A 19412-nucleotide genomic window follows, 5' to 3' on the forward strand; every position below is an offset into this window, starting at 1 on the left:
GAGCCGGGGCGCAGGGGAGTGTTGGGTGGGTGCACTGGGGGTCGACCGGAAGGCAGACGTGGCCGTACCGGCGTGGCGTCGGCCGATTGACAGTGGTGACGGGCACACTGCAGACTGCCGTGGGCAGTGGCGTAGTGTGCCCGGACGATCGCAGAGTGAGACGAAGGGCCGGTTGTGAGCGGAGTCAATGACGCCCACGGTCCTGTGTGGGTCGTTCCGCACGAGGTGCCGGCCATCGTGCCCCGCGCGTCCCGGTTCACCGAGCCTCGCTGGGTCGGTGTCTACCGCTGGGCAGCGGTCGGGGGCGACCTGCTGGCGGCGATGATCGGCATCGCGGTCGCGCTGCTGACGCGATTCGGCTACCAGGTCGGCAGCGGTTACCTGGTGATCAGCAGTGTGCTGCCGTTGGCGTGGGTCGCCACGGTCGCGTTGTCCAAGGGCTACGACTCGCGGTACTTCGGCGCCGGGCCGGACGAATTCCGCTCGCTGCTGCGCTCCGGGGTCGGACTCACCGCCGCGCTCGCGCTGGCGTCGTACGCGACGCGGACCGAGATCGCGCGCGGCTTCGTCGTCCTGGCCATCCCGGTGATCGTCGGCGCCGCGCTGGTGCTGCGCTACGGCCTGCGCAAGGACCTGCATCGCCACCGCGTGCGAGGCCGGTGCATGCACCGGGTGCTGGTGGTCGGTCGGACCGATCCCGCGGCGACCCTGTGCGAGCACCTGGAGAGCCGGCCGACCGACGGGTTCCGCGTGGTGGCGACCTGCCGCCCGCGCGGGGCGGGCCGCGCGAGCGGGCCGCTGCAGCCCGACGAGCTGGACGAAGCCGACATCCTGGCCGCGGTCGATCGGCATGCCGTGGACGTGGTCGCCGTCTCGACCGACCCCGAGCTCGCCGGACAGTCCCTGCGCCGGCTGTCGTGGGCGCTGGAGCAGCGCGGTGTCGAACTGATCGTCTCGCCCGGCATCATCGAGGTCGCCGGCCCGCGCATCTCGGTCCGCCCGGTGGCCGGACTGTCCTTGCTGCACCTGGAACGCCCCTCGGTGAGCGGCGGACCGCACCTGCTGAAGGCGGTCTTCGACCGAGTGCTGGTCCTGGCTCTGCTGATCGTGCTGTCTCCGCTGATGCTCGGCCTGGCGATCGCGGTCAAGGTGTCCAGCCCTGGTGGCGTGCTGTTCCGCCAGCGGCGGGTGGGCCGGGCGGGCGCGGAGTTCACCATGCTGAAGTTCCGCAGCATGTACTGCGACGCCGAGCAGCGCCTCGGTGACCTGTACGCGCTCAGCGACGGCAACGGCGTGATCTTCAAGATGCGCGACGATCCGCGGATGACTCCGCTCGGCCGCTGGATCCGGCGGTTCTCCCTCGACGAGCTGCCGCAGCTGTTCAACGTGCTGCGCGGCGAGATGTCGCTGGTCGGGCCGCGGCCGCCGCTGTCGGAAGAGGTCGCCCTGTACGCGGCCGACGACTCCCGGCGGATGCTGGTCAAGCCCGGCATCACCGGACTGTGGCAGGTCAGCGGCCGCAGTGACCTGTCGTGGGACGAGTCGGTCCGGCTGGATCTGCGCTACGTCGACAACTGGTCGATGACGCTGGACCTGCTCATCCTCTGGAAGACCCTCCGCGCGGTGATCTACGGAGCGGGGGCCTACTGATGACGATCGACCCACGGGCCCCGATCTACGTCGCGGGGCATCGCGGTCTGGTCGGATCAGCCGTCTGGCGACGGCTGGAGCAGGCCGGGTGCAGCCACCTGATCGGCGCGACGTCGGCCGAGCTGGACCTGCGGGACCGGGCCGCGACGACGGCCTTCCTGGCCGAGCACCGCCCGGCCGTGGTGATCGACGCGGCGGCCCGGGTCGGCGGCATCCTGGCCAACCGCGACCACCCGACCGAGTTCCTCAGCGACAACCTGCGGATCCAGGTCAACCTGATGGACGCCGCCCTCGAGGTCCGGGTGCCGCGGCTGCTGTTCCTCGGCTCGTCGTGCATCTACCCGAAGTACGCCGAGCAGCCGATCCGCGAGTCCAGCCTGCTGACCGGTGAGCTCGAGCCGACCAACGACGCGTACGCGATCGCCAAGATCGCGGGCATCATGCAGGTCCAGGCCGTACGACGGCAGTACGGGCTGAACTGGATCTCCGCGATGCCGACCAACCTGTACGGGCCGAACGACAACTTCGACCCGACCAGCTCGCACGTGCTGCCCGCCCTGATCCGCCGCTTCCACGAGGCCAAGGTGAACGGCGACGACAAGGTGGTGCTGTGGGGGACCGGTACGCCGCGGCGCGAGTTCCTGCACGTCGACGACCTGGCCGACGCCTGCCTGTTCCTGCTGAACCACTACGACGACCCGGCGCCGATCAACGTCGGCGTCGGCGAGGACCTGACCATCCAGGACCTGGCCGAGCTGGTCGCCCGCGTCGTCGGCTACACCGGTGCCATCGGCAACGATCCGACCAAACCCGACGGGACGCCGCGCAAGCTGCTCGACGTGAGCCGGCTGCGCGACCTCGGCTGGTCGCCGTCCGTCGACCTCGCACCAGGCCTCGCCCAGACCTACGCCTGGTACCTCGACCACCTGGGAGCTGACCGATGAAGAAGGCCCTGATCACCGGGATCACCGGCCAGGACGGCTCGTACCTCGCCGAGCTGCTGCTGGCCAAGGGATACCAGGTGCACGGTCTGATCCGTCGGGCCAGCACGTTCAACACCCACCGGATCAACCACCTGTACGCCGATCCGCACGAGGACGACAAGCGGCTGTTCCTGCACTACGCCGACCTCACCGACGGCTCGCGGCTCGTCACGTTGCTGGCCTCGATCCAGCCCGACGAGGTCTACCACCTGGCCGCGCAGAGCCACGTCCGCGTGAGCTTCGACGAGCCGGAGTACACCGGCGACACCACCGGGATGGGCACCACCCGCCTGCTCGAGGCGATCCGGATGATCGGGCTGGACTGCCGGTTCTACCAGGCGAGCTCGTCGGAGATGTTCGGCGCGACGCCGCCGCCGCAGAACGAGCAGACCCCGTTCTACCCGCGCTCGCCGTACGGCGCGGCCAAGCTCTACAGCTACTGGATGACCCGGAACTACCGCGAGGCGTACGACATGTTCGCCGTCAACGGGATCCTGTTCAACCACGAGAGCCCGCGCCGCGGTGAGACGTTCGTGACGCGCAAGATCACCCGCGCGGTGGCGCGGATCAAGCTGGGACTGGAGAAACGCCTGTACCTGGGCAACCTGGACGCGTGCCGCGACTGGGGCTACGCGCCGGAGTACGTCGAGGGCATGTGGCGGATGCTGCAGCACCACGAGCCGAGCGACTACGTCGTCGCCACCGGTACGTCGTACTCGGTGCGCGACTTCGTGCAGCTGTCGTTCCAGCACGCGGGGCTGGACTGGGAGCAGTTCGTCGACTACGACCAGCGCTACGAGCGGCCGACCGAGGTGGACTCGCTGATCGGCGACGCCTCCAAGGCGCAGACAGAGCTGAGCTGGAAAGCGCAGGTGCACGTGCCCGAGCTGGTCCGCATCATGGTGGACGCCGACCTGGCCGCCCTCACCGAGCAGGCCGACGCATGACCGTCGAGGAGACCGGCGCCTGGACGAGCACCGGTGACGGGACCGGGTGGGACCAGCGGGTCGACGTGCTGGGGATCCATGTCAGCGTGACCGACCTGGACGAGACGGTCGAGACGTTCGGCAAGTGGATCGGCAACCAGCAGCGGCAGCTGGTCTGCGTGGCCGACATGAACGCGCTGCTGCACGCGCGGGCCGACGCCGAACTTACCCGGGTGTACAACTCCTCGGGCCTGACGCTGGCGGACGGGATGCCGCTGGTCTGGTCCGGCAAGCGTGCCGGGTTCGAGCGGATGGCTCGGGTCTGCGGGCCGGACCTGCTCGAGCGGGTGATGGCGGAGGCGGCCGACCGCGGCTGGTCGCAGTACTTCTACGGCGGCGCGGACGGCGTGCCCGAGACGCTGCGGGACACGTTCACCAACCGGCACCCGGGGCTGCGGGTCGTGGGCGCCTACTCCCCGCCGTACCGGGCTCTGTCGGCCGATGAGGACGCGGCGATCGTGGACGAGATCAACGCGGCCAGGCCGGACATCATCTGGGTCGGGCTGGGCGCGCCGAAGCAGGAGCGCTGGATGGCCGAGCACCGCGACCGGCTGGACGCGGCGATCCTGATCGGTGTCGGTGCGGCGTTCGACTTCCACACCGGGCGGCTGGACCGCGCGCCGGCCTGGATGCAGAAGGCCGGGCTGGAGTGGAGCTACCGGCTGTACAAGGAGCCGCGCCGGTTGTGGCGGCGGTACGTGCTGGGCATCCCGCGGTTCGCCGTCGGCATCCTGCGGCAACCTCCCACGCCGGTTTCTTGAAACTCCCCAAGCTCAGCAAACTCGCAGGACCAGCAGGCCGGGCCGGCTGGGGACTGGCGGACCAAGGTCTGTCCAGCGTCAGCAACCTCGCCGTCGGCGTACTCGTCGCCCGCAGCAGCAGCGTCGCCGACTTCGGTGTCTACGCGCTCGCCTTCGGCGGCTACACGATCGCGCTGAACGTCTCGCGTGCGGTCGCGACCGAACCGCTGGCGGTCCGGCACTCCGGCGACCGCACACCGTCGTGGGAGAAGGCGGTGCGATCCGGTACGGCGACCGCGCTGCTCGCGGGGCTGGTCGCGATGGTGATCGGACTGATCATCGCGGCGGTTCCCGGCGTACCGTCGCACGGCGTACTGATTGCTTTTGCGGTGACGATGCCGGGGCTGCTGCTGCAGGACGCCTGGCGGTGGGCCTTCTTCGTCGTCGGGGACGGTCGGCAGGCGTTCTTGAATGACCTGGTGTGGCTGGTCGCGATGGGCGTGCTGTTCGGCGGGCTCTACCTGACCGGCTCGGCGACGGCGTTCTCGCTGACGCTGTGCTGGGGGCTCGGCGCGGTGATCGCCGCGGTGGTCGGGCGGTTCCAGACCGGTCTGCTGCCGCGCTTCCGGCTGGTCAAGCACTGGCTGAAGGAGAACCGGGACCTCACGCCCAAGTACGTCGGGGAGATGCTCGCGGTCAGCGGGACGATCCAGGTCTACATGCTCGGCATCACCGCGGCCGCCAGTATCGCGGCGGTCTCCGGCATCCGTGGCGCGCAGGTGCTGCTCGGCCCGGTGAACGTGCTCAACCAGGGGATCCGCGCGGTCGCCGTACCGGAAGCTGCTCGGGCCCTGAAGCACTCGCACCGAAGGCTCTGGCGGGTCGGCCTGGTCATCTCGTTCGGCGTCGGCGCGGGGGCGCTGGCCTGGGGAGCGATCTTCCTGCTCCTGCCGGAATCCATCGGCCGGGCCCTGCTCGGTCCGGGCGTCTGGGCCGAGGCCAGGGAGGTGATGGTGCCGGTGATCCTGCTGCAGGCGCTGGGCGCGTCGAACGCGGGCGCCTTCGCGATCATGCGTGCCCTGGCGGCGGCCGGCCGCGGTCTGCGCGTCCGGCTGATCTCTTCGGTGTTCCTGATCGCTGCCGGCGTCACCGGCGCATCCCTGGGCGGCGCCCAGGGGGCTGCGTGGGGCCTGGCCTCCGCGGCGTTCTGCACCCTGCTCCTGTGGTGGCACGAGGCCCACAGAGCCCTGGTCGCCCACCGTGCGGCAGGCCGTACGACGGCCCAGCCCGCCGACGAGTCCGTGCCCACCCCGGACCTCTGATCAGGGCGGCAGCCGCCGGAGCGTGGGGCCCGGAGCACGGCGGTGCTCCAGGCCCCCACCCGGTGAGGTTGCTATCGCGCTTCGTAGTGCGTTGCGATCTGGTCGTCGGTGAGTGCCGTCGGGTAGACCGCCACCTCGTCGACCGTGCCGTCGATCCCGGCGTTGGACGGCTGGCCGGGCCAGGCGTTCAGGTTGTCCGCGCCGATCCGCCAGTAGCCCGTGTACGGCTCGGCACCGGCGACCGCCTGGGTTCCCTGCAGCACGCCGTCCAGGTAGAACTTCATCGACCCCGGAGCGAACGTGCCGACCGCGTGGTGCCACTGGCCGTCGTTCGTGCCCGCTGCCGAGGTGATCACCCGGGTGGACCCGTCGTAGACGCCGAAGACCGCGGTGCCGTCGTTCTGCAGGTACAGGTGCCGGTCGTACTGGCTGCTGGTCCCGTTCGAGCTGTTGCCGAAGCCAACGATCTTGCCGCCACCGCCCGACGTGGTCCGGTACCAGGCCTCGACGCTGAAGTTCTGCGGCTGGCTGACCAGCGTCTGACCGATCATCCGGCCGGCGGCCGCGAAGTCGCCGGCGGTGTTCCCGCCACTGGTCAGCACGCCGGCCGCACCGAGCGTGACTCCGGAGTACGGACCGGTGTTGTTCTGGCCGGACGAGTCCGTTGCGTTGGCCGTTCCACCGGGCTCGCCGAGCCGCCAGTACGCCGTGGGCCCGTCCGCCAGCACCTGCTGGTCGTACGGCGCGTCGACGCTGGCCACGGTCACCGGAAGGGAGTAGTCACCGCGCAGCGTGCTGGTCCCGTCGGTCACCTCGATCCGGTAGACCTGTGACGAGCCCGGTGGCAGACCGGTGTCGGTGAACGACAGCCACGGCCGGTTCCAGAACCGGGACTCGGCCGTGTACGTCGCCACCGTGGTGTTGCTGAAGCCGCGCAGCACCCGGTAGGTCAGTCCGATGTCGTCGTTGTCGATCACGGTCTGGAAGTTCACCTTGACCTGGCCGGCCCGGTAGCTGACCGGGAGAACCTTGGCGGGCTTGGCCGGAGCCGCGCCGGGGCCGACGCTGGTGAACCGGGCCAGACCCTGCTGGCCGGAACCGTTCACCGTGGTGAAGTCTCCACCGACCCACAGGTCCGTGCCGCCGGTCGCGGAGACCAGTGGGCCGACAGCGGTCGGCGAGCCCGTGTTGGTGTTCGGGAACCAGGGCCCGAGCTCACCGGTGTCGACGTTCTGGGTGAGCAGGAACCGCCCGGCGCCTTGCGGGAAGCCGCTCCCGCCCAGGTAGCTGCAGTCGTGCGCGTGCGAGCCCTTGTAGAGCCAGCCGCTCACGTAGGTGATCGCTTCGGTCGCGCCCAGGCAGTTGTTCTTCCACAGCAGGTTGCCGCCGGCCACGTCCGCCGCCCAGGTCCCGTCGAAGCAACCACCGCCGTCACCGGCGTTGGCGAAGTACACCCGGTCGCCGGCGGTCTCGATGTCCTTGACCCGCGACGTGCACCCCGGAACAGGGTCCGGTACGGCGGAAGCGGCCGGGAACGCCTGCAGCGAGCCGTTCACCGGGTCCAGGCTGGCCACCGACCAGCGCGCGGTGCCGTTCATGGTGGAGAAGTTGCCACCGACGTACACCTTCGAGCCGTCGTCCGCGACGTCGATCGCGTAGACGTCGTTGTCGGACTGCGGTGCCCAGGGGAGCAGGGCCGCCGTACTGGTCGTGACGGCCGCCAGGCGCGGTCGCGCGATGTTGTTGACCAGGCCGAACGACCCGCCCAGGTACACCGTGCTGCCGGAGACCGCGAGCGCCTTGACCCGGTACGAGACCGACGGCTTCCAGTTGGTCACCAGCGCGCCGGTGGCGGTGTCGAACGCGGCGACGCGGTTCCGGGTCACGCCGTCGACCTGCGTGAAGTCGCCGCCCACGAACACCCGGGATCCGTCGGCCGAGGCAGCGATCGCCCAGACCATCCCGTTCAGCGTGTGGTTGAACCCGGTGTCGAGCGCCCCTGTGCTCTGGTCGAACGCGGCCAGGTAGGTCCGGTTCGTCTGATTGGTGCCGGCGGCCGCTCCTGGTGGCCGGACCGTGGTGAAACGCCCCCCGACGTACGCCTTGCCTGCTGCGACCGCCAGGCCCTGCACGCTCGCGTTGGTCTGCCACGCCGTGCTCGGAAGAGCCGACAGCGAAGCGCTGATGCCCTGTGCGGGCACCGGTGACAGCAACGCCGCCACCAGTGCCCCACCCAGTGCAAGGATCCCCACCCTTTTCATTACATCCCCCCTCAGAGATGTGCACGCGCCGCAGTGTGCGGCGGGTGTTACTCGCGCCGCATCACTTCACCTGCACCGTGACCGAGGTGGCCGACTTCACCACGTTGCGGCCGTCGAGGACCTCGACGCGGTAGTTGACCTGCTGGCCGCTCTTCACACCGGTGTCGGTGTAGGTGACGAGCTGCGCGGCCTGCCAGTTGTAGGTGTTGCGGTTCCAGGTGCCGACCAGCCGGCTGCCCTGGTAGACCTTGTAGGTCAGCGTGATGTTGTCCGGGTCGACGACGGTCTTGAAGGACAGGCCGACCTTGTTCGGGACCGGGCTGTTCACCGCGGGCGCCGGCGGGGCCGGTGCCTTGGCGCCGCCGATCGCGTTGGTGAACCGGGTGACGCCCTGCTGGCCGACCCCGTTCACCTTCAGGAAGTCGCCGACGACCCACAGGTCCGTGCCGGTGGCGTCCATCCCCAGCGGACCGACCTTGGTCGTGCTGTTCGGGTCGGCGTCGGTGTTGGGGAACCAGGGGCCGAGCTTGCCGGTCACCCCGGAGTGCGCGAGCAGGTAGTGCGTGCCGGATCCGTCCTTGAAGTACGACGGGTCGTCCGGGCTGCAGTTGTGCGCGTGCGAGCCCTTGTAGAGCCAGTTGCCGATCGCCTTGACCGACTCGGTCGCGCCCAGGCACTTGCTCTGCCACAGCAGTTGGCCGGTCGCCACGTCCGCGGCCAGGATGCCGTCGTAGCAGCCGGTGCCGTCACCGCCGTTGGAGACGAACACCTTCGAGCCGTAGGTGTCGATGTCCTTCACCCGGGTGACGCACTTGCTGGTCGGCTCGGGGATGTACGCCTCGGCGGTCATCGCGATCGGCACGCCGGTGCTGTTGTTCAGCGAGACGAGCGTGTTGTGGTGCTGGTTGTGCACCGTGTTGAACGGTCCGCCGGCGTACACCTTGGTGCCGTTGTCGGCGACGTCGACCGCGTACACGTCGTCGTCGGCGTCCGGGTTCCACGGCAGCAGGGCACCGCTGTTCAGCGCGACCGCGGCCAGCCGGTTGCGCTCGATGCCGGAGACCCGGCCGAAGGAGCCGCCGAAGAAGACGCTGTTGCCGTAGATCGCGACCGCCTTGACCCGGAAGTTGACCGAGGGCCGGAAGCTGCTCAGCGCGCCGGTCGCGGCGTTGAACATCGCGATCCGGTTCCGCGGCTGGCCGTTGACCGTGGTGAAGTCCCCACCGACCACGATCCACTTCTTGTCCGACGAGGCGGCGATGCTCCACACCGGACCGTTCAGCTTCGGCGCGAAACCGCCGGCGTTACCGCTGGTGCGGCTGAAGGCAGCCAGGTACGTACGCGCCGCCTCGCCCTGCCCGGCCGGTTTGCCCGGCGGCCGGACCCTGGTGAAAAGTCCCCCCACGAACACGTTGTCCCCGGCGATCGCGACGGCGTTCACCGGCGCGTTGGTCTGCCAGGTGCTCTGCCGCAACGCGGAGACGGCCGTGCCGAAGCCCGGCGCGGCGGCCACCACCGGTGGGCCGGCCGGGATCAGCGCCGCGGCCAGGACGGCCCCGACGGTGACTAGTACCAGAACTAACTTCTTCATCGATGTCCTCAGAAAGCGGGCGGGCCTGTCTGTTATCAGCACACGCAACCTAGCGCTGGTGGGAGACCGGCCGGAAGCCGACCTCCCCCGAGCGTTATGACGTTGTGCTATAGCAGGCCGGCTGTCCGCTCAGCGTGCGTCGAAGTGCGCCTGAACCTGCCCGGGATCGAGCGCGTACGGGTACACCGCCGCCTCGTCGATCGCCATGCCGGTCTGGGTCGCACCGCCGCCGGACCAATTGCCGGTGTTGTCGTAACCGACCCGCCACCAACCGTAGTACAGGGATGCCTGCCCGACGGTCTGGTTACCGGCCAACACGCCGTCGACGTACAGGCGCATGTCGCCGCTGTCGTAGGTGCCGACGACGTGGTGCCACTGGCTGTTGTTCTTGTTCGACGCGCTGGTGAGCGTACGGCGGCTGCCGTCGTTGACGCCGAACGTGATCGCGCCGTTGGAGCGCATGTAGAGCATCCGGTCGCCGCCGTCGGCACTGTTGCCGGTCTTGGAGTTGCCGAAGCCGACGATCCGCCCGCCGCGCGTGAAGCTCTGCTTCACCCAGGCCTCGACGGTGAACTGCTGCGGCATGCTGTAGGCCTTCTCGCCCGCCATCCGGCCGCTGGAGTTCGTGGTCGCCGCGGTGTTGCCGGCGATCGCTCCGGCGCTGCCGAGCGTGATGCCGCTGTACGTGCCGTTGTTGCTCTGGCCGGAGGAGTCCACCGACGTGGTGGTGCCGGAGGCCTCGCCGAGTCGCCAGTACGCCTGCGGGCCGTCGGCCCCGATCAGCTGGTCGTACGCCGTCGACGCCGTGCTCGCGACCGTGATCGGGTCGGAGTAGTTGCCGCGCAGCGTCGTCGTACCGTCGGTCACCTCGACCCGGTAGTTCGTCACCTCGCCAGGCGTGACGGCCGTGTCGGTGTAGTGCAGCCACGGCTTGTCCCACGGCGTCGACGTGGCGGTCCAGGTCGCGATCGTGGTGTTGGTGAAGCCCTTCAGCAGCCGGTACGTGAGCGTGCTGTCGTCGTTGTCGACCACGGTCGGGAAGTGGATCTCCACCTGACCGGGCTGCACGCTGTACGGCGTGAGCTTGGCCGGCTTCGCCGGAGCCGATCCCGGGCCCGCGTTGGTGAACCGGGTCAGGCCCTGCTGAGCGACGCCGTTGCTGGTGGTGAAGTCGCCGCCGGCCCACAGGTCCGAGCCGCCGGTCGCGAACGCCAGCGGACCGACCTCGGTGGGCGGACCGGCGTTGGTGTTCGGGAACCAGGGGCCGAGCGTTCCGTCGCTGAGCGACTCGGTCAGCAGGAACCGGTAGCCGAAGCCCTGCGGGAAGCCGCCGGCGCCGTTGTAGGCGCAGTCGTGGGCGTGCGAGCCCTTGTAGAGCCAGCCGTTGACGACCTTGACCGCCTCGGTGGCGCCCAGGCACTGGTTCTTCCAGACCAGCGCGCCGGTCGGGACGTCCGCGGCCCAGGTGCCGTCGAAGCAGCCGCCGCCGTCACCGCCGTTGCCGAAGTAGACCTTGTCGCCGCTGCTGTCGATCGACTTCACCCGCGTGGTGCAGGAGCCGTTCGGCGGCGGGACCGCGGACGCGGCCGGGAAGGGCAGCACCGCGCCGGTCACCGGGTCGAGGCTCGAGACGGTGTTCTGGGTGGTGCCGTTGACCGTGCTGAACTGGCCGCCGGCGTACACCTTGGAGCCGTCGTCGGCCGCGTCCACGGCGTACACGTCGCCGTTCACCGCGGGGGCCCAGGGCAGCAAGGTGCCGAGGTCCGCGCTGACCGCGGCGAGCCGGAGGCGCTCGATGTTGTTGACCAGGCCGAACGAGCCCCCGAAGTACACGGTGCTGCCGGAGACGGCGATGGTCTTCACCCGGTAGGAGACCGAGGGCTTCCAGTTGGTCACCAGCGCGCCGGTGGCGGTGTCGAACGCGGCGATCCGGTTGCGGGTCACGCCGTTGACCTGGGTGAAGTCGCCACCCACGTAGATCCGGGAGCCGTCGGCCGACGCCGCCACGGCGTACACCTGGCCGTTCAGGACCGGGTTGAAGGCGGTGACCAGGTCACCCGTGGTGCTGTCGAAGGCGGCCAGGTAGGCCTGCCCGACCTCGTTGGTGCCCAGCGGCGAGCCCGGCGGGCGGACGCTGGTGAACCGGCCTCCGGCGTACGCCTTGCCGCCCGCGACGACCAGGCCCTGGACGCTGGCATTGGTCTGCCAGACCGGGCTGTGCTCGGCGGAGAGCGAAGCGCTGATGCTCTGGGCCGGCGTCGGCGCCAGCACCCCAGCCACCAGCACGCCTACGACTCCCAGGCGCGCGAACAGCCATCTCTTCTTCATCGTGCGTGTCCCCCCTTGGACATGTACGCCGTACGACGACGGCGCTGTGTGAAGTACTGGTCCCCGGACCCCCAGGGACGAGAGTAGGGCATCCGGGGCGTGAGAGGGTGAACTCCCGGTATCCTGTGCACCGCGAGCAACGCTGTCCAGCTCGAGCGAGAACGTGGGGGGGACCGGATGGAACCGGGAACAGTGGTCTGGCGCGACACCGCCCAGGCACTGCTACGGCACAAGTGGCTGATCGTCGGTTGCATCCTGCTGGGCATCGTCGGTGCGTCCTTCTACTCCCTGTCCCAGACCGAGCGCTGGACGGCGTCCAGCCAGATCGTGGTCGGCCCGGCCGTCCCGCCCGCCCTGGTCGGCAAGCTGCCCAGCGGCACGGACAAGACCGGCCCGCTCGGCATGGACCTGCCGGCCGAGACGCAGGCCCGGGTGATCGCCAGTCCGGCGCTGCTGCGTGAGGTGGCCAAGTCGCTGGACCTGCCGACCGACGACGACGCGGTGCAGTCGCTGGCCACCGTGACCCGGGTCAAGGCCGTCACCGACAACGCGTACCTGATCACCACCGACGGCCCGACCTCCGAAGAGGCCGTACGCCGGGCGAACGCGATCGCCCGGGTGTACCTGGCCCAGCGCACGACCGAGGCCAAGGCGCTGCTGACCACGCTGGCCGGCCAGGCGCAGGACCGGTCCAAGACCGCGACGGCGCAGTCACGCAGCCTGGTCGCCCAGATCTCCGAGGCACTCGCCCGGAACGACACGCAGACCGCCGCCGCACTGCGCGACCAGCGGGTCGGTCTGGCCACGGAGGCCCGCCAGGCCGCCGACGAGGCGGCCGCGATGCGCAAGGCGCTGTCCGGTGTCGGCTCCGGCAGCGAGCTGGTCACCCCGGCCACCAAGGACACCGCGATGTCGTCGCCGAAGGTGCTGCGCGACATCACCGTCGGCGCGATCCTCGGCCTGGTGCTCGGCTTCGGTCTCGCTCTGCTGAGCACTCACCTGAGCCCGTTCGTCCTGACCCGCGACCAGGCGGCCAACGCGGCCCGCGCTCCGGTCATCACGGCGTCGGTCGGCCGGCGACGGTTCTGGTCCCGCGCGGCCCCGCAGCTGCCACCGTCCGAGCTGACAGCGCTCGGCGCCGAAGCCAGTGGAGCGCTCGCCCGCCGGGAGATCAACCCGCACGGCGCCGGCACGAGCGGCGCCGCTGCACTGCTGGTCGTCTCCGCGTCGACCACGCCGAACTCGGCAGGCATCGCGCTGGCGATGGCCGAGGCCGGTGCGCGTGACGGCCGCGAGACGCTGCTGGTGATGGCGGACCTGACCGGTGCGCCGGTGCTGTCCCACGTCACCGACCACGAGGGCCTGACCGACCTGGTGAGCGAGCCTGCTCCCACCCGTGCGGTCCGGGCGCGCAAGCTGTTCCGGCCGGGCACGGTCGCCGACCTGTACGTGCTGCCGCCGGGACTGACCAAGGACGAGACCGCCCTGGCTGTCGGGCCGTCGCTGGTGCCGGGCATCGTGGCTGACCTGCCGCCGGGGTACTCGGTCGTCATCCACGGGCCGGCCTCGGTGGGGCGGCACGGGATCACGCCGCTGGCTGCTGCTGTGGACGCGTCGGTGCTCGTCGTACAGGTTGGGCATGACAAGGACACCGACGTCAGTCGGCTGACCTCGGCGCTGGCGTTCGCCGGCGCGCCGGTGCTGGGCGTCGTACTGGTTGGTGCTTCGCCGCACGACGAGACGCTGGGCATCCCGCTGAACTACAAGCCGGCCGACCGCAGTACGTCCGCGCTGCCGATCCGCTGACCCCCCCATGACATTGACGGCGCCGCCTGTGCCGGGGACCGGTTCTGAACAGAGCAGCAAGGCTCCGGTGCTGTGGCTGGTCCTCTGGTGCCTGCTGGTGCTCGGCGTCCAGCCGTGGTCGTCGCGCGCGGCCTCGCCGCAGGGTACGACCGGCTCGACCAACAGCTTGATGAAGGGCGTCCTGCTCGGCGCGATCTTCCTGATCGTGCTCGCGGCGACCAAGCCGGGCTTCCGGACCCGGATCAGCCCGGCCACCAACCTGTACGTCGTGTACGTGCTGTTCGCGACGGCCACGGTCTTCCTGCTGGCCGACCCGCTCGGCCCGCTGCTGCGACTGGCCCGCTTGCTGATCGGGCTCGTGCTGTTCCTGATGCTGTGGCGGCCGCTGATCCAGACGCCGGAGCGGCTGATCCGGGCGCACCTGTGGGCGCACCTGCTGCTGGCCGGGACGATCGTGCTGAGCTTGGTGTACGCGCCGGAGCAGGCGTGGCGACCGCTCAGCTCTTTCGGTACCGGCTTCCGCCTGCAGGGCGTGATCATCCCGATGCTGCCGCCGCGGGTCGGCGAGGTCGGGGCGCTGCTGCTCGGCCTGGCCGTGATCGCGCTGCTCGCCCGCAAGCTGGCTGTGCTGCCTGCCGGCGCGATGATCGGGCTCGGCATGGTCCTGGTCGCCCTCAGCCGCACCAGGACCGCGGCCGCCGCGATCGCCTTCGGCCTCTTCCTGGCGTTGCTGCTGACCCGCAAGACCTGGTTCGGCCGAATCGCCGCCCTGGCCGTTCCCGGCATGGTCGGCATCGCCTTCTTACTGATTCCGACCCTGCACACCTGGCTGCTCCGCGGCCAGGGCACGCAGCAGATCAGCTCCCTCAGCGGCCGCACCACCAGCTGGCAGTACGTCCTGGACGAGGAGGTCTCCCTCCAAACCGCCATCATCGGCCACGGCCTCGGCAACAAGCGCGTCCTGCTCCGCCGCGGCGAAGGCGACATCGACGTCATGGCCATCGACAACAGCTGGCTAGGCCTCTACTGGGAAACCGGCCTGCTCGCGGTCGTCATCGTCGGCATCGCAATGATCATCGCCTGGGTCTCGGTCCTCCGAGCCCCCACCCCCTACGTCAAAGCCTGCGGAGCCCTCCTCCTCGGCTACGTCTCGGTAGCGTCGCTCAACGAAAGCGGCCTCTCCGACCTCAGCTCGATGACCCTGCATCTCCTAGTAGCCGCCGCAGTCTGCGACTCCGACCGCCTCCGCGAGAGATCCAGAGCAGCAGCCCGCCAAAAACAGTCGGACCCCCTACCCCTACTACTCCCCAACAAGCCCGTCGACCCCGCCCCAAAGCCAGCCAAGCCACCCCCGCTGCGCTAACCACACCCGCCCCACCGCACCCGGCGGGGAGACGCGCAACCGCGCATGCCGCGCACCACTCGCGCAGACCGCGCCCCGCGCGTGCAGCGCCCGGTACCCCGCACCCCGCGCGTGCAGCGCCCGGTACCCCGCGCCCCGCACCGCGGGCGTTCCTACTTTGCACCTCTTCCGGCCGGAGCGGCCTCAGCCCGGACCGCCTCACCGGCCGCATCGCCGCCAAGCAGCCACCCTGTGCTAGCCCTCGGTAGGTGAGCAGCTGCCAAGCGGCAGACCCCAGACCCCGCCAGGTACCCAGCTCCAGCACGCCCAGGGCACACCGCCTACAACTCTTCCGGCCGGAGCGGCCTCAGCCCCAGACCGCCTCACCGGCCGCATGACCGCCGAGCTCAGCTCACGCCCGGCACTCCCGCGCCCCGCACCTCGCGCCCGGCACTCCGGTGTCCCGCGCATGCAGCGCCCGGCACCCCGCGCCGGGCACCCCGCGCGCGCACCCCGGGCGTTCCTACTTTGCACCTCTTCCGGCCGGAGCGGCCTCAGCCGTAGACCACCTCACCGGCCGCATGACCGCCGAGCTCAACCCACGCCCCGGCTCTTACAACTCCTCCGACAGCATCAACGCTGGCGGGTTGGGCGGAGGACGATCTCGTTGACATCGACTGCTGACGGCTGCTCAATGGTGTAGCCGATGGCCTCGGCGACAGCGGACGGCGGGATTGACTCAGCGCGGTACGTCGCCATCAGGTCCCGCGCACCCGGGTCGGTGATGGTGCCCGCGAGCTCGGACTCGACGACGCCGGGGGAGATGGTCGTGACCCGGATCGTCGGATCCACCTCGAGCCGCAGCCCCTCGGAGATCGCCCAAGCGGCGTACTTGGTGCCGCAGTACACAGCAGCGGTCTCACTCACCTGGTGCGCGCCGATCGAAGCCACGGTGACGAAGTGCCCACCACCCTGACGCTGGAAGACCGGCAGCGCGGCAGCGATCCCGTGCAGCAGGCCGCGGACGTTCACGTCGATCATCCGGTCCCACTCGTCCACTAGGAGCCGGTCCAGCCGCGACAACGGCATCACACCGGCGTTGTTCACCAGTACGTCGACCCGCCCGTACGCCGCAACAGCCGCCGCGACAAAGGCCTCGACCTCCGCCCGATCAGTCACGTCGAGCGCCCGCCCGGTGATACTGCCGCCCGAAGCACGGACACGATCGACCAGCTCGGTGATCCGGTCGGTCCTGCGCGCGCCGGCGACGACGTGGTGCCCGGCGGCTGCCAGGTGCTCGGCGACGGCCGCGCCGATGCCGCTGCTGGCGCCGGTGACCAGGACAACCTTCGGCTCTGGGGTGGTGCTCATCGTGGGTCCTCCTGAGGATCGCTGGATGTTCTTCAGCGATGCTCGGTCGTCCGGTGGCCGCTCCGGGAGACCGCGGGGTTCCTGGGAGTACTGGTACCAGGCAAGACCGTCGGCGCCCTCCTAAGCTGGCGGGCATGGGCAGCACACCGCTCGGCGACTACCTGCGCAGCAGACGCGCGCTGGTCTCACCGGCGTCCGCCGGGCTCGCGTCGACCGGGCTCCGCCGGGTCGCCGGCCTTCGGCGCGAGGAGGTCAGCATGCTGGCCGGGATGAGCGTCGACTACTACGTCCGGCTGGAGCAGGGGCGCGAGCGCAACCCGTCGGCCCAGGTGCTCGACGCGCTGGCGGTCGCGCTCCGCCTGGACGACGACGGCCGGCTCCACCTGTTCCGGCTAGCCGGAATGGCGCCACGTCCTCGCTCGGCCGCTGTGACGGACCGGGTGGATCCAGGGCTGCTGCAACTGATGGACGCGTGGCCGGACAACCCGGCGCTGGTCTACAACCGTGCGTACGACGTACTGGCGAGCAACCGGATCGCCGACGCACTGTTCGGCGAGTACGCGTTCTCGCGCAACCTGATGCTGCTGATGTTCCTGGACCCGCAGGCCCGGACCTTCTACGCCGACTGGCCGACGGTCGCCGCCAACTCGGTAGCCGGCTTCCGCCTGGGCCACGGCGAGGCCCCCGACGACCCGCGCATCCGCGCGGTCCTCAGCGAGCTCCTAGCAGCCAGCGAGGACTTCAGTCGCCTCTGGCAACAACAGAACGCCCGCGGCAAAGCCCTGGACACCAAACGCTTCCACCACCCGTCAGTCGGCGAACTGACACTCCGCATGCAGGCCTTCGACGTCCGCTCCGCCCCAGGCCAGGAGCTGGTGGTCTACCACGCCGAGCCCGCCTCACCCAGCGCCGAAGCAGTCAACCTCCTAGGCACCCTCGCCGCCACCACGGCCCAGGAGCGAACCCCCTAAGGCTCCGCCCCCAGGCGCCGCCGCTCCGAGGATGAGCCTCCACCCGAGCTCCTCCGCCCCCGCGCCGTTGCCGGGCCGAGGATGAGCTTCCACCCGAGCTGCTCCGCGCCCTCGCGCCGTCGCCGGGCCGAGGATGAGCTTCCACCCGAGCTGCTCCGCGCCCTCGCGCCGCCGCCGGGCCGAGGATGAGCTTCCACCCGAGCTGCTCCGCGCCCTCGCGCCGCCGCCGGGCCGAGGATGAGCTTCCACCCGAGCTGCTCCGCGCCCTCGCGCCGCCGCCGGGCCGAGGATGAGCTTCCACCCGAGCTGCTCCGTCCCCTCGCGCCGCCGCCGGGCCGGGGATGAGTTTGCCGACCGGACAGCGGCGGACCCCGAGCACCAGCGAGTCGAGACGCCTCCCGACCTCTACCTCTTTCCGGCCGCCGCGGCCTCAGCCATCGACCACCTCACCGGCCGCATCGCCGCCGGCCTCAGCTGCTGCGACTGTCCTTGTCGAACCCGGCGGCCTGCCACTGCTGCCAAGTCATCGGCGCACCCTTGTACGCAAACCGCTCCGCACCCCGGTCACCAATCCGGTAGCTGTTCCGCCGGAACTGCACCGACTCCGGCGCAGGGGAGTCCTTGTTCTCCACCACCCCCGTCGAAGCGGTCTGCTCGTCCATCACCACCTGGTTCCCCTCGACCAGCACATCCCGCAGCACATATCGCCCGCGCGGCCCCTCACCCCGAGTCCGCGACTGGATCGAGATCCCGTTGCGATTCGCCCGTACCAGGTTGCCGACCACCTTCACGTCCGACGACGTGTTCACGTTGATCCCCCCGCCGTCCCACAGACTCGGCCCCGACCCCCGCCCGGTCCCAAACCCGTTGCTCTCGACAACGTTCGCCTCGATCACCCCGTTGTAGCTGATCTCGTACCGGATCCCGTCCGCGGCGTTGTCGCGGATCCGGTTCGCGCTGATCCGCCGGTCGTACTCGGCGATGTCGCTCCACATCCCGATCCCGCGGTTGGCGACGATGTCGTTCCCGGACACCTCGCCCGACGACCGCGTCGCCTTGATCCCGCCCGACTCCCAGTCCGCGATCCAGAACCCGTCGGTGTTGTTGCGCGTGATCAGGTTCTCGACGATCCGCCCTTCGGCCGACCGGAACTGCCCGATCCCGAGCTGCCCGTTGTCGGCGACGACGTTCCGCCGTACGACGGCGCGATCGCCCTCGATCACCATGATCCCGACCGCGTGGTTCCAGCGGACCTCGTTCGCCTCAACAGTCCAGTCGGTGCCCACCTGGACAGCCCCACCCTGCGGCCGGCTCGCGAAGTGCTCGACAGTCAGCCCGCGCACCGTCACCTTCGCCGCGGACTTCTCGATCGCCGTCTCGGTCTTCGACAGCTCGACCTGATGCCCAGCCGGGTCGTCAGCGACGTACACGGCGTTGGCCACATAGTCGCCGTAGAACGTCCCAGCCTTCAGCGCCGCCAGGCTCATCACCCGCGTCAGATGCTTCCCGTCGACGAACACCTGCTCACCACGCTGGCACGGGTTGGTCCGCTCGTCCTCGCACTTGCCCTTCAGCTTGTACGCCGAGGGCAGCGCGCCGCGAACCACCCAGTGCTGGCCGTCCCGCTGCCAGGTGTTCAGCGTGACCGACCCGGTCAGCACCGCCCCCTGGTCGCTGGCCAGCGTGGACCCCTCGGTCGGGCGGATCGCCCGAGCGATCCGGTGCAGCCCCTTGCTGAAACAGAACGTCGAGCCCGGCGGGTGCTCGTCGATCACCTGCTGCGGGTCCTGCCCCGGCGCAATCCCAACCCCGTCGCAGGCGCCCGCCGTACTGGGCCCTGTCGCTCCCAGCTTGGTAGTAGCCGCCGCCGGCAGCGCCGGCGCCTCAGGAGTCGGCTCAGCCTCCGGTGCAGTGTCGGTGCAGCCGACCAGCAGTACCAGCGCCAGTGCGATCCCGGCAGCGCGCTTCATCCATCCCCCAACACCCCACAGCGGCAAGTCGCCCAACTGTAGTGCCGAGGAGTAGCTCCTGGCGCCCCGCCTACTGCGCGGCACCAGGAGC

Annotated in this window: 13 protein-coding genes; 8 read left to right on the plus strand and 5 right to left on the minus strand. The window is 70.2% G+C overall.

Annotated elements, in window-relative coordinates; all coding sequences use genetic code 11:
• Positions 1-237: 237 nt before the first annotated feature.
• The 5 genes from ACYVIO_RS21625 to ACYVIO_RS21645 are packed head-to-tail and all read left to right on the plus strand — an operon-like array spanning position 238 to position 5681.
• The gene (locus tag ACYVIO_RS21625; protein WP_460652660.1) at positions 238-1650 is read left to right on the plus strand and encodes a sugar transferase; all 1413 of its coding nucleotides are present in this window, start codon (positions 238-240) and stop codon (positions 1648-1650) included.
• Entirely contained in the window at positions 1650-2594 is a 945-nt protein-coding gene (locus ACYVIO_RS21630; RefSeq protein ID WP_460652661.1) for a GDP-L-fucose synthase family protein, read from the plus strand. The genes ACYVIO_RS21625 and ACYVIO_RS21630 overlap by 1 nt, the downstream gene beginning before the upstream one ends.
• Positions 2591-3580 (plus strand): GDP-mannose 4,6-dehydratase, encoded by a 990-nt coding sequence (gene gmd, locus ACYVIO_RS21635; RefSeq protein WP_460652662.1) that lies wholly within the window; start codon positions 2591-2593, stop codon positions 3578-3580. The genes ACYVIO_RS21630 and gmd overlap by 4 nt, the downstream gene beginning before the upstream one ends.
• Positions 3577-4380, plus strand: coding sequence for a WecB/TagA/CpsF family glycosyltransferase (locus ACYVIO_RS21640; protein ID WP_460652663.1), 804 nt, complete (start codon positions 3577-3579; stop codon positions 4378-4380). The genes gmd and ACYVIO_RS21640 overlap by 4 nt, the downstream gene beginning before the upstream one ends.
• Positions 4377-5681, plus strand: coding sequence for a hypothetical protein (locus ACYVIO_RS21645; protein WP_460652664.1), 1305 nt, complete (start codon positions 4377-4379; stop codon positions 5679-5681). Before ACYVIO_RS21640 ends, ACYVIO_RS21645 begins: the two co-directional genes overlap by 4 nt.
• Positions 5682-5752: 71 nt before the next feature.
• On the opposite strand, the gene ACYVIO_RS21650 is transcribed toward ACYVIO_RS21645, so the two are convergent.
• The 3 genes from ACYVIO_RS21650 to ACYVIO_RS21660 all read right to left on the minus strand — a co-directional run bounded on the left by ACYVIO_RS21650 (position 5753) and on the right by ACYVIO_RS21660 (position 11861).
• The gene (locus tag ACYVIO_RS21650) at positions 5753-7942 is read right to left on the minus strand and encodes a LamG-like jellyroll fold domain-containing protein (RefSeq protein WP_460652665.1); all 2190 of its coding nucleotides are present in this window, start codon (positions 7940-7942) and stop codon (positions 5753-5755) included.
• Positions 7943-8003: 61 nt separating this feature from the next.
• Complete coding sequence (locus tag ACYVIO_RS21655; RefSeq protein WP_460652666.1) at positions 8004-9533, minus strand: delta-60 repeat domain-containing protein; 1530 nt, start codon at positions 9531-9533, stop codon at positions 8004-8006.
• Between the two features lie 129 nt (positions 9534-9662).
• A complete protein-coding gene (locus tag ACYVIO_RS21660; RefSeq protein WP_460652667.1) occupies positions 9663-11861 on the minus strand; it encodes a LamG-like jellyroll fold domain-containing protein in 2199 nt (732 codons plus the stop codon).
• 177 nt (positions 11862-12038) lie between these two features.
• Between ACYVIO_RS21660 and ACYVIO_RS21665 the strand changes: the two genes are divergently transcribed.
• Positions 12039-13667, plus strand: coding sequence for a Wzz/FepE/Etk N-terminal domain-containing protein (locus tag ACYVIO_RS21665; RefSeq protein WP_460652668.1), 1629 nt, complete (start codon positions 12039-12041; stop codon positions 13665-13667).
• Positions 13668-13674: 7 nt separating this feature from the next.
• A complete protein-coding gene (locus ACYVIO_RS21670) occupies positions 13675-15030 on the plus strand; it encodes an O-antigen ligase family protein (protein ID WP_460652669.1) in 1356 nt (451 codons plus the stop codon).
• A gap of 612 nt (positions 15031-15642) precedes the next feature.
• On the opposite strand, the gene ACYVIO_RS21675 is transcribed toward ACYVIO_RS21670, so the two are convergent.
• Positions 15643-16380, minus strand: a complete 738-nt coding sequence (locus tag ACYVIO_RS21675) for an SDR family oxidoreductase (RefSeq protein WP_460652670.1) — start codon at positions 16378-16380, stop codon at positions 15643-15645.
• A 134-nt stretch (positions 16381-16514) separates the two neighbouring features.
• Between ACYVIO_RS21675 and ACYVIO_RS21680 the strand changes: the two genes are divergently transcribed.
• Positions 16515-17351: a helix-turn-helix domain-containing protein gene (locus ACYVIO_RS21680; RefSeq protein ID WP_460652671.1), complete on the plus strand. Its 837-nt coding sequence runs from the start codon at positions 16515-16517 to the stop codon at positions 17349-17351.
• A 470-nt stretch (positions 17352-17821) separates the two neighbouring features.
• On the opposite strand, the gene ACYVIO_RS21685 is transcribed toward ACYVIO_RS21680, so the two are convergent.
• A complete protein-coding gene (locus ACYVIO_RS21685; protein WP_460652672.1) occupies positions 17822-19321 on the minus strand; it encodes a right-handed parallel beta-helix repeat-containing protein in 1500 nt (499 codons plus the stop codon).
• Positions 19322-19412 lie beyond the last annotated feature (91 nt).

The organism is Kribbella endophytica (genome assembly GCF_054781295.1).

What these genes read in the sequence shown, in the direction of transcription:
- ACYVIO_RS21675 (WP_460652670.1), bottom strand. Translation starts at nt 16,380, where the DNA reads ATGAGCACCACCCCAGAGCCGAAGGTTGTCCTGGTCACCGGCGCCAGC.
- ACYVIO_RS21660 (WP_460652667.1), bottom strand. Translation starts at nt 11,861, where the DNA reads ATGAAGAAGAGATGGCTGTTCGCGCGCCTGGGAGTCGTAGGCGTGCTG.
- ACYVIO_RS21670 (WP_460652669.1), top strand. Translation starts at nt 13,675, where the DNA reads ATGACATTGACGGCGCCGCCTGTGCCGGGGACCGGTTCTGAACAGAGC.
- gmd (WP_460652662.1), top strand. Translation starts at nt 2,591, where the DNA reads ATGAAGAAGGCCCTGATCACCGGGATCACCGGCCAGGACGGCTCGTAC.
- ACYVIO_RS21680 (WP_460652671.1), top strand. Translation starts at nt 16,515, where the DNA reads ATGGGCAGCACACCGCTCGGCGACTACCTGCGCAGCAGACGCGCGCTG.
- ACYVIO_RS21665 (WP_460652668.1), top strand. Translation starts at nt 12,039, where the DNA reads ATGGAACCGGGAACAGTGGTCTGGCGCGACACCGCCCAGGCACTGCTA.
- ACYVIO_RS21655 (WP_460652666.1), bottom strand. Translation starts at nt 9,533, where the DNA reads ATGAAGAAGTTAGTTCTGGTACTAGTCACCGTCGGGGCCGTCCTGGCC.
- ACYVIO_RS21630 (WP_460652661.1), top strand. Translation starts at nt 1,650, where the DNA reads ATGACGATCGACCCACGGGCCCCGATCTACGTCGCGGGGCATCGCGGT.
- ACYVIO_RS21685 (WP_460652672.1), bottom strand. Translation starts at nt 19,321, where the DNA reads ATGAAGCGCGCTGCCGGGATCGCACTGGCGCTGGTACTGCTGGTCGGC.
- ACYVIO_RS21650 (WP_460652665.1), bottom strand. Translation starts at nt 7,942, where the DNA reads ATGAAAAGGGTGGGGATCCTTGCACTGGGTGGGGCACTGGTGGCGGCG.
- ACYVIO_RS21640 (WP_460652663.1), top strand. Translation starts at nt 3,577, where the DNA reads ATGACCGTCGAGGAGACCGGCGCCTGGACGAGCACCGGTGACGGGACC.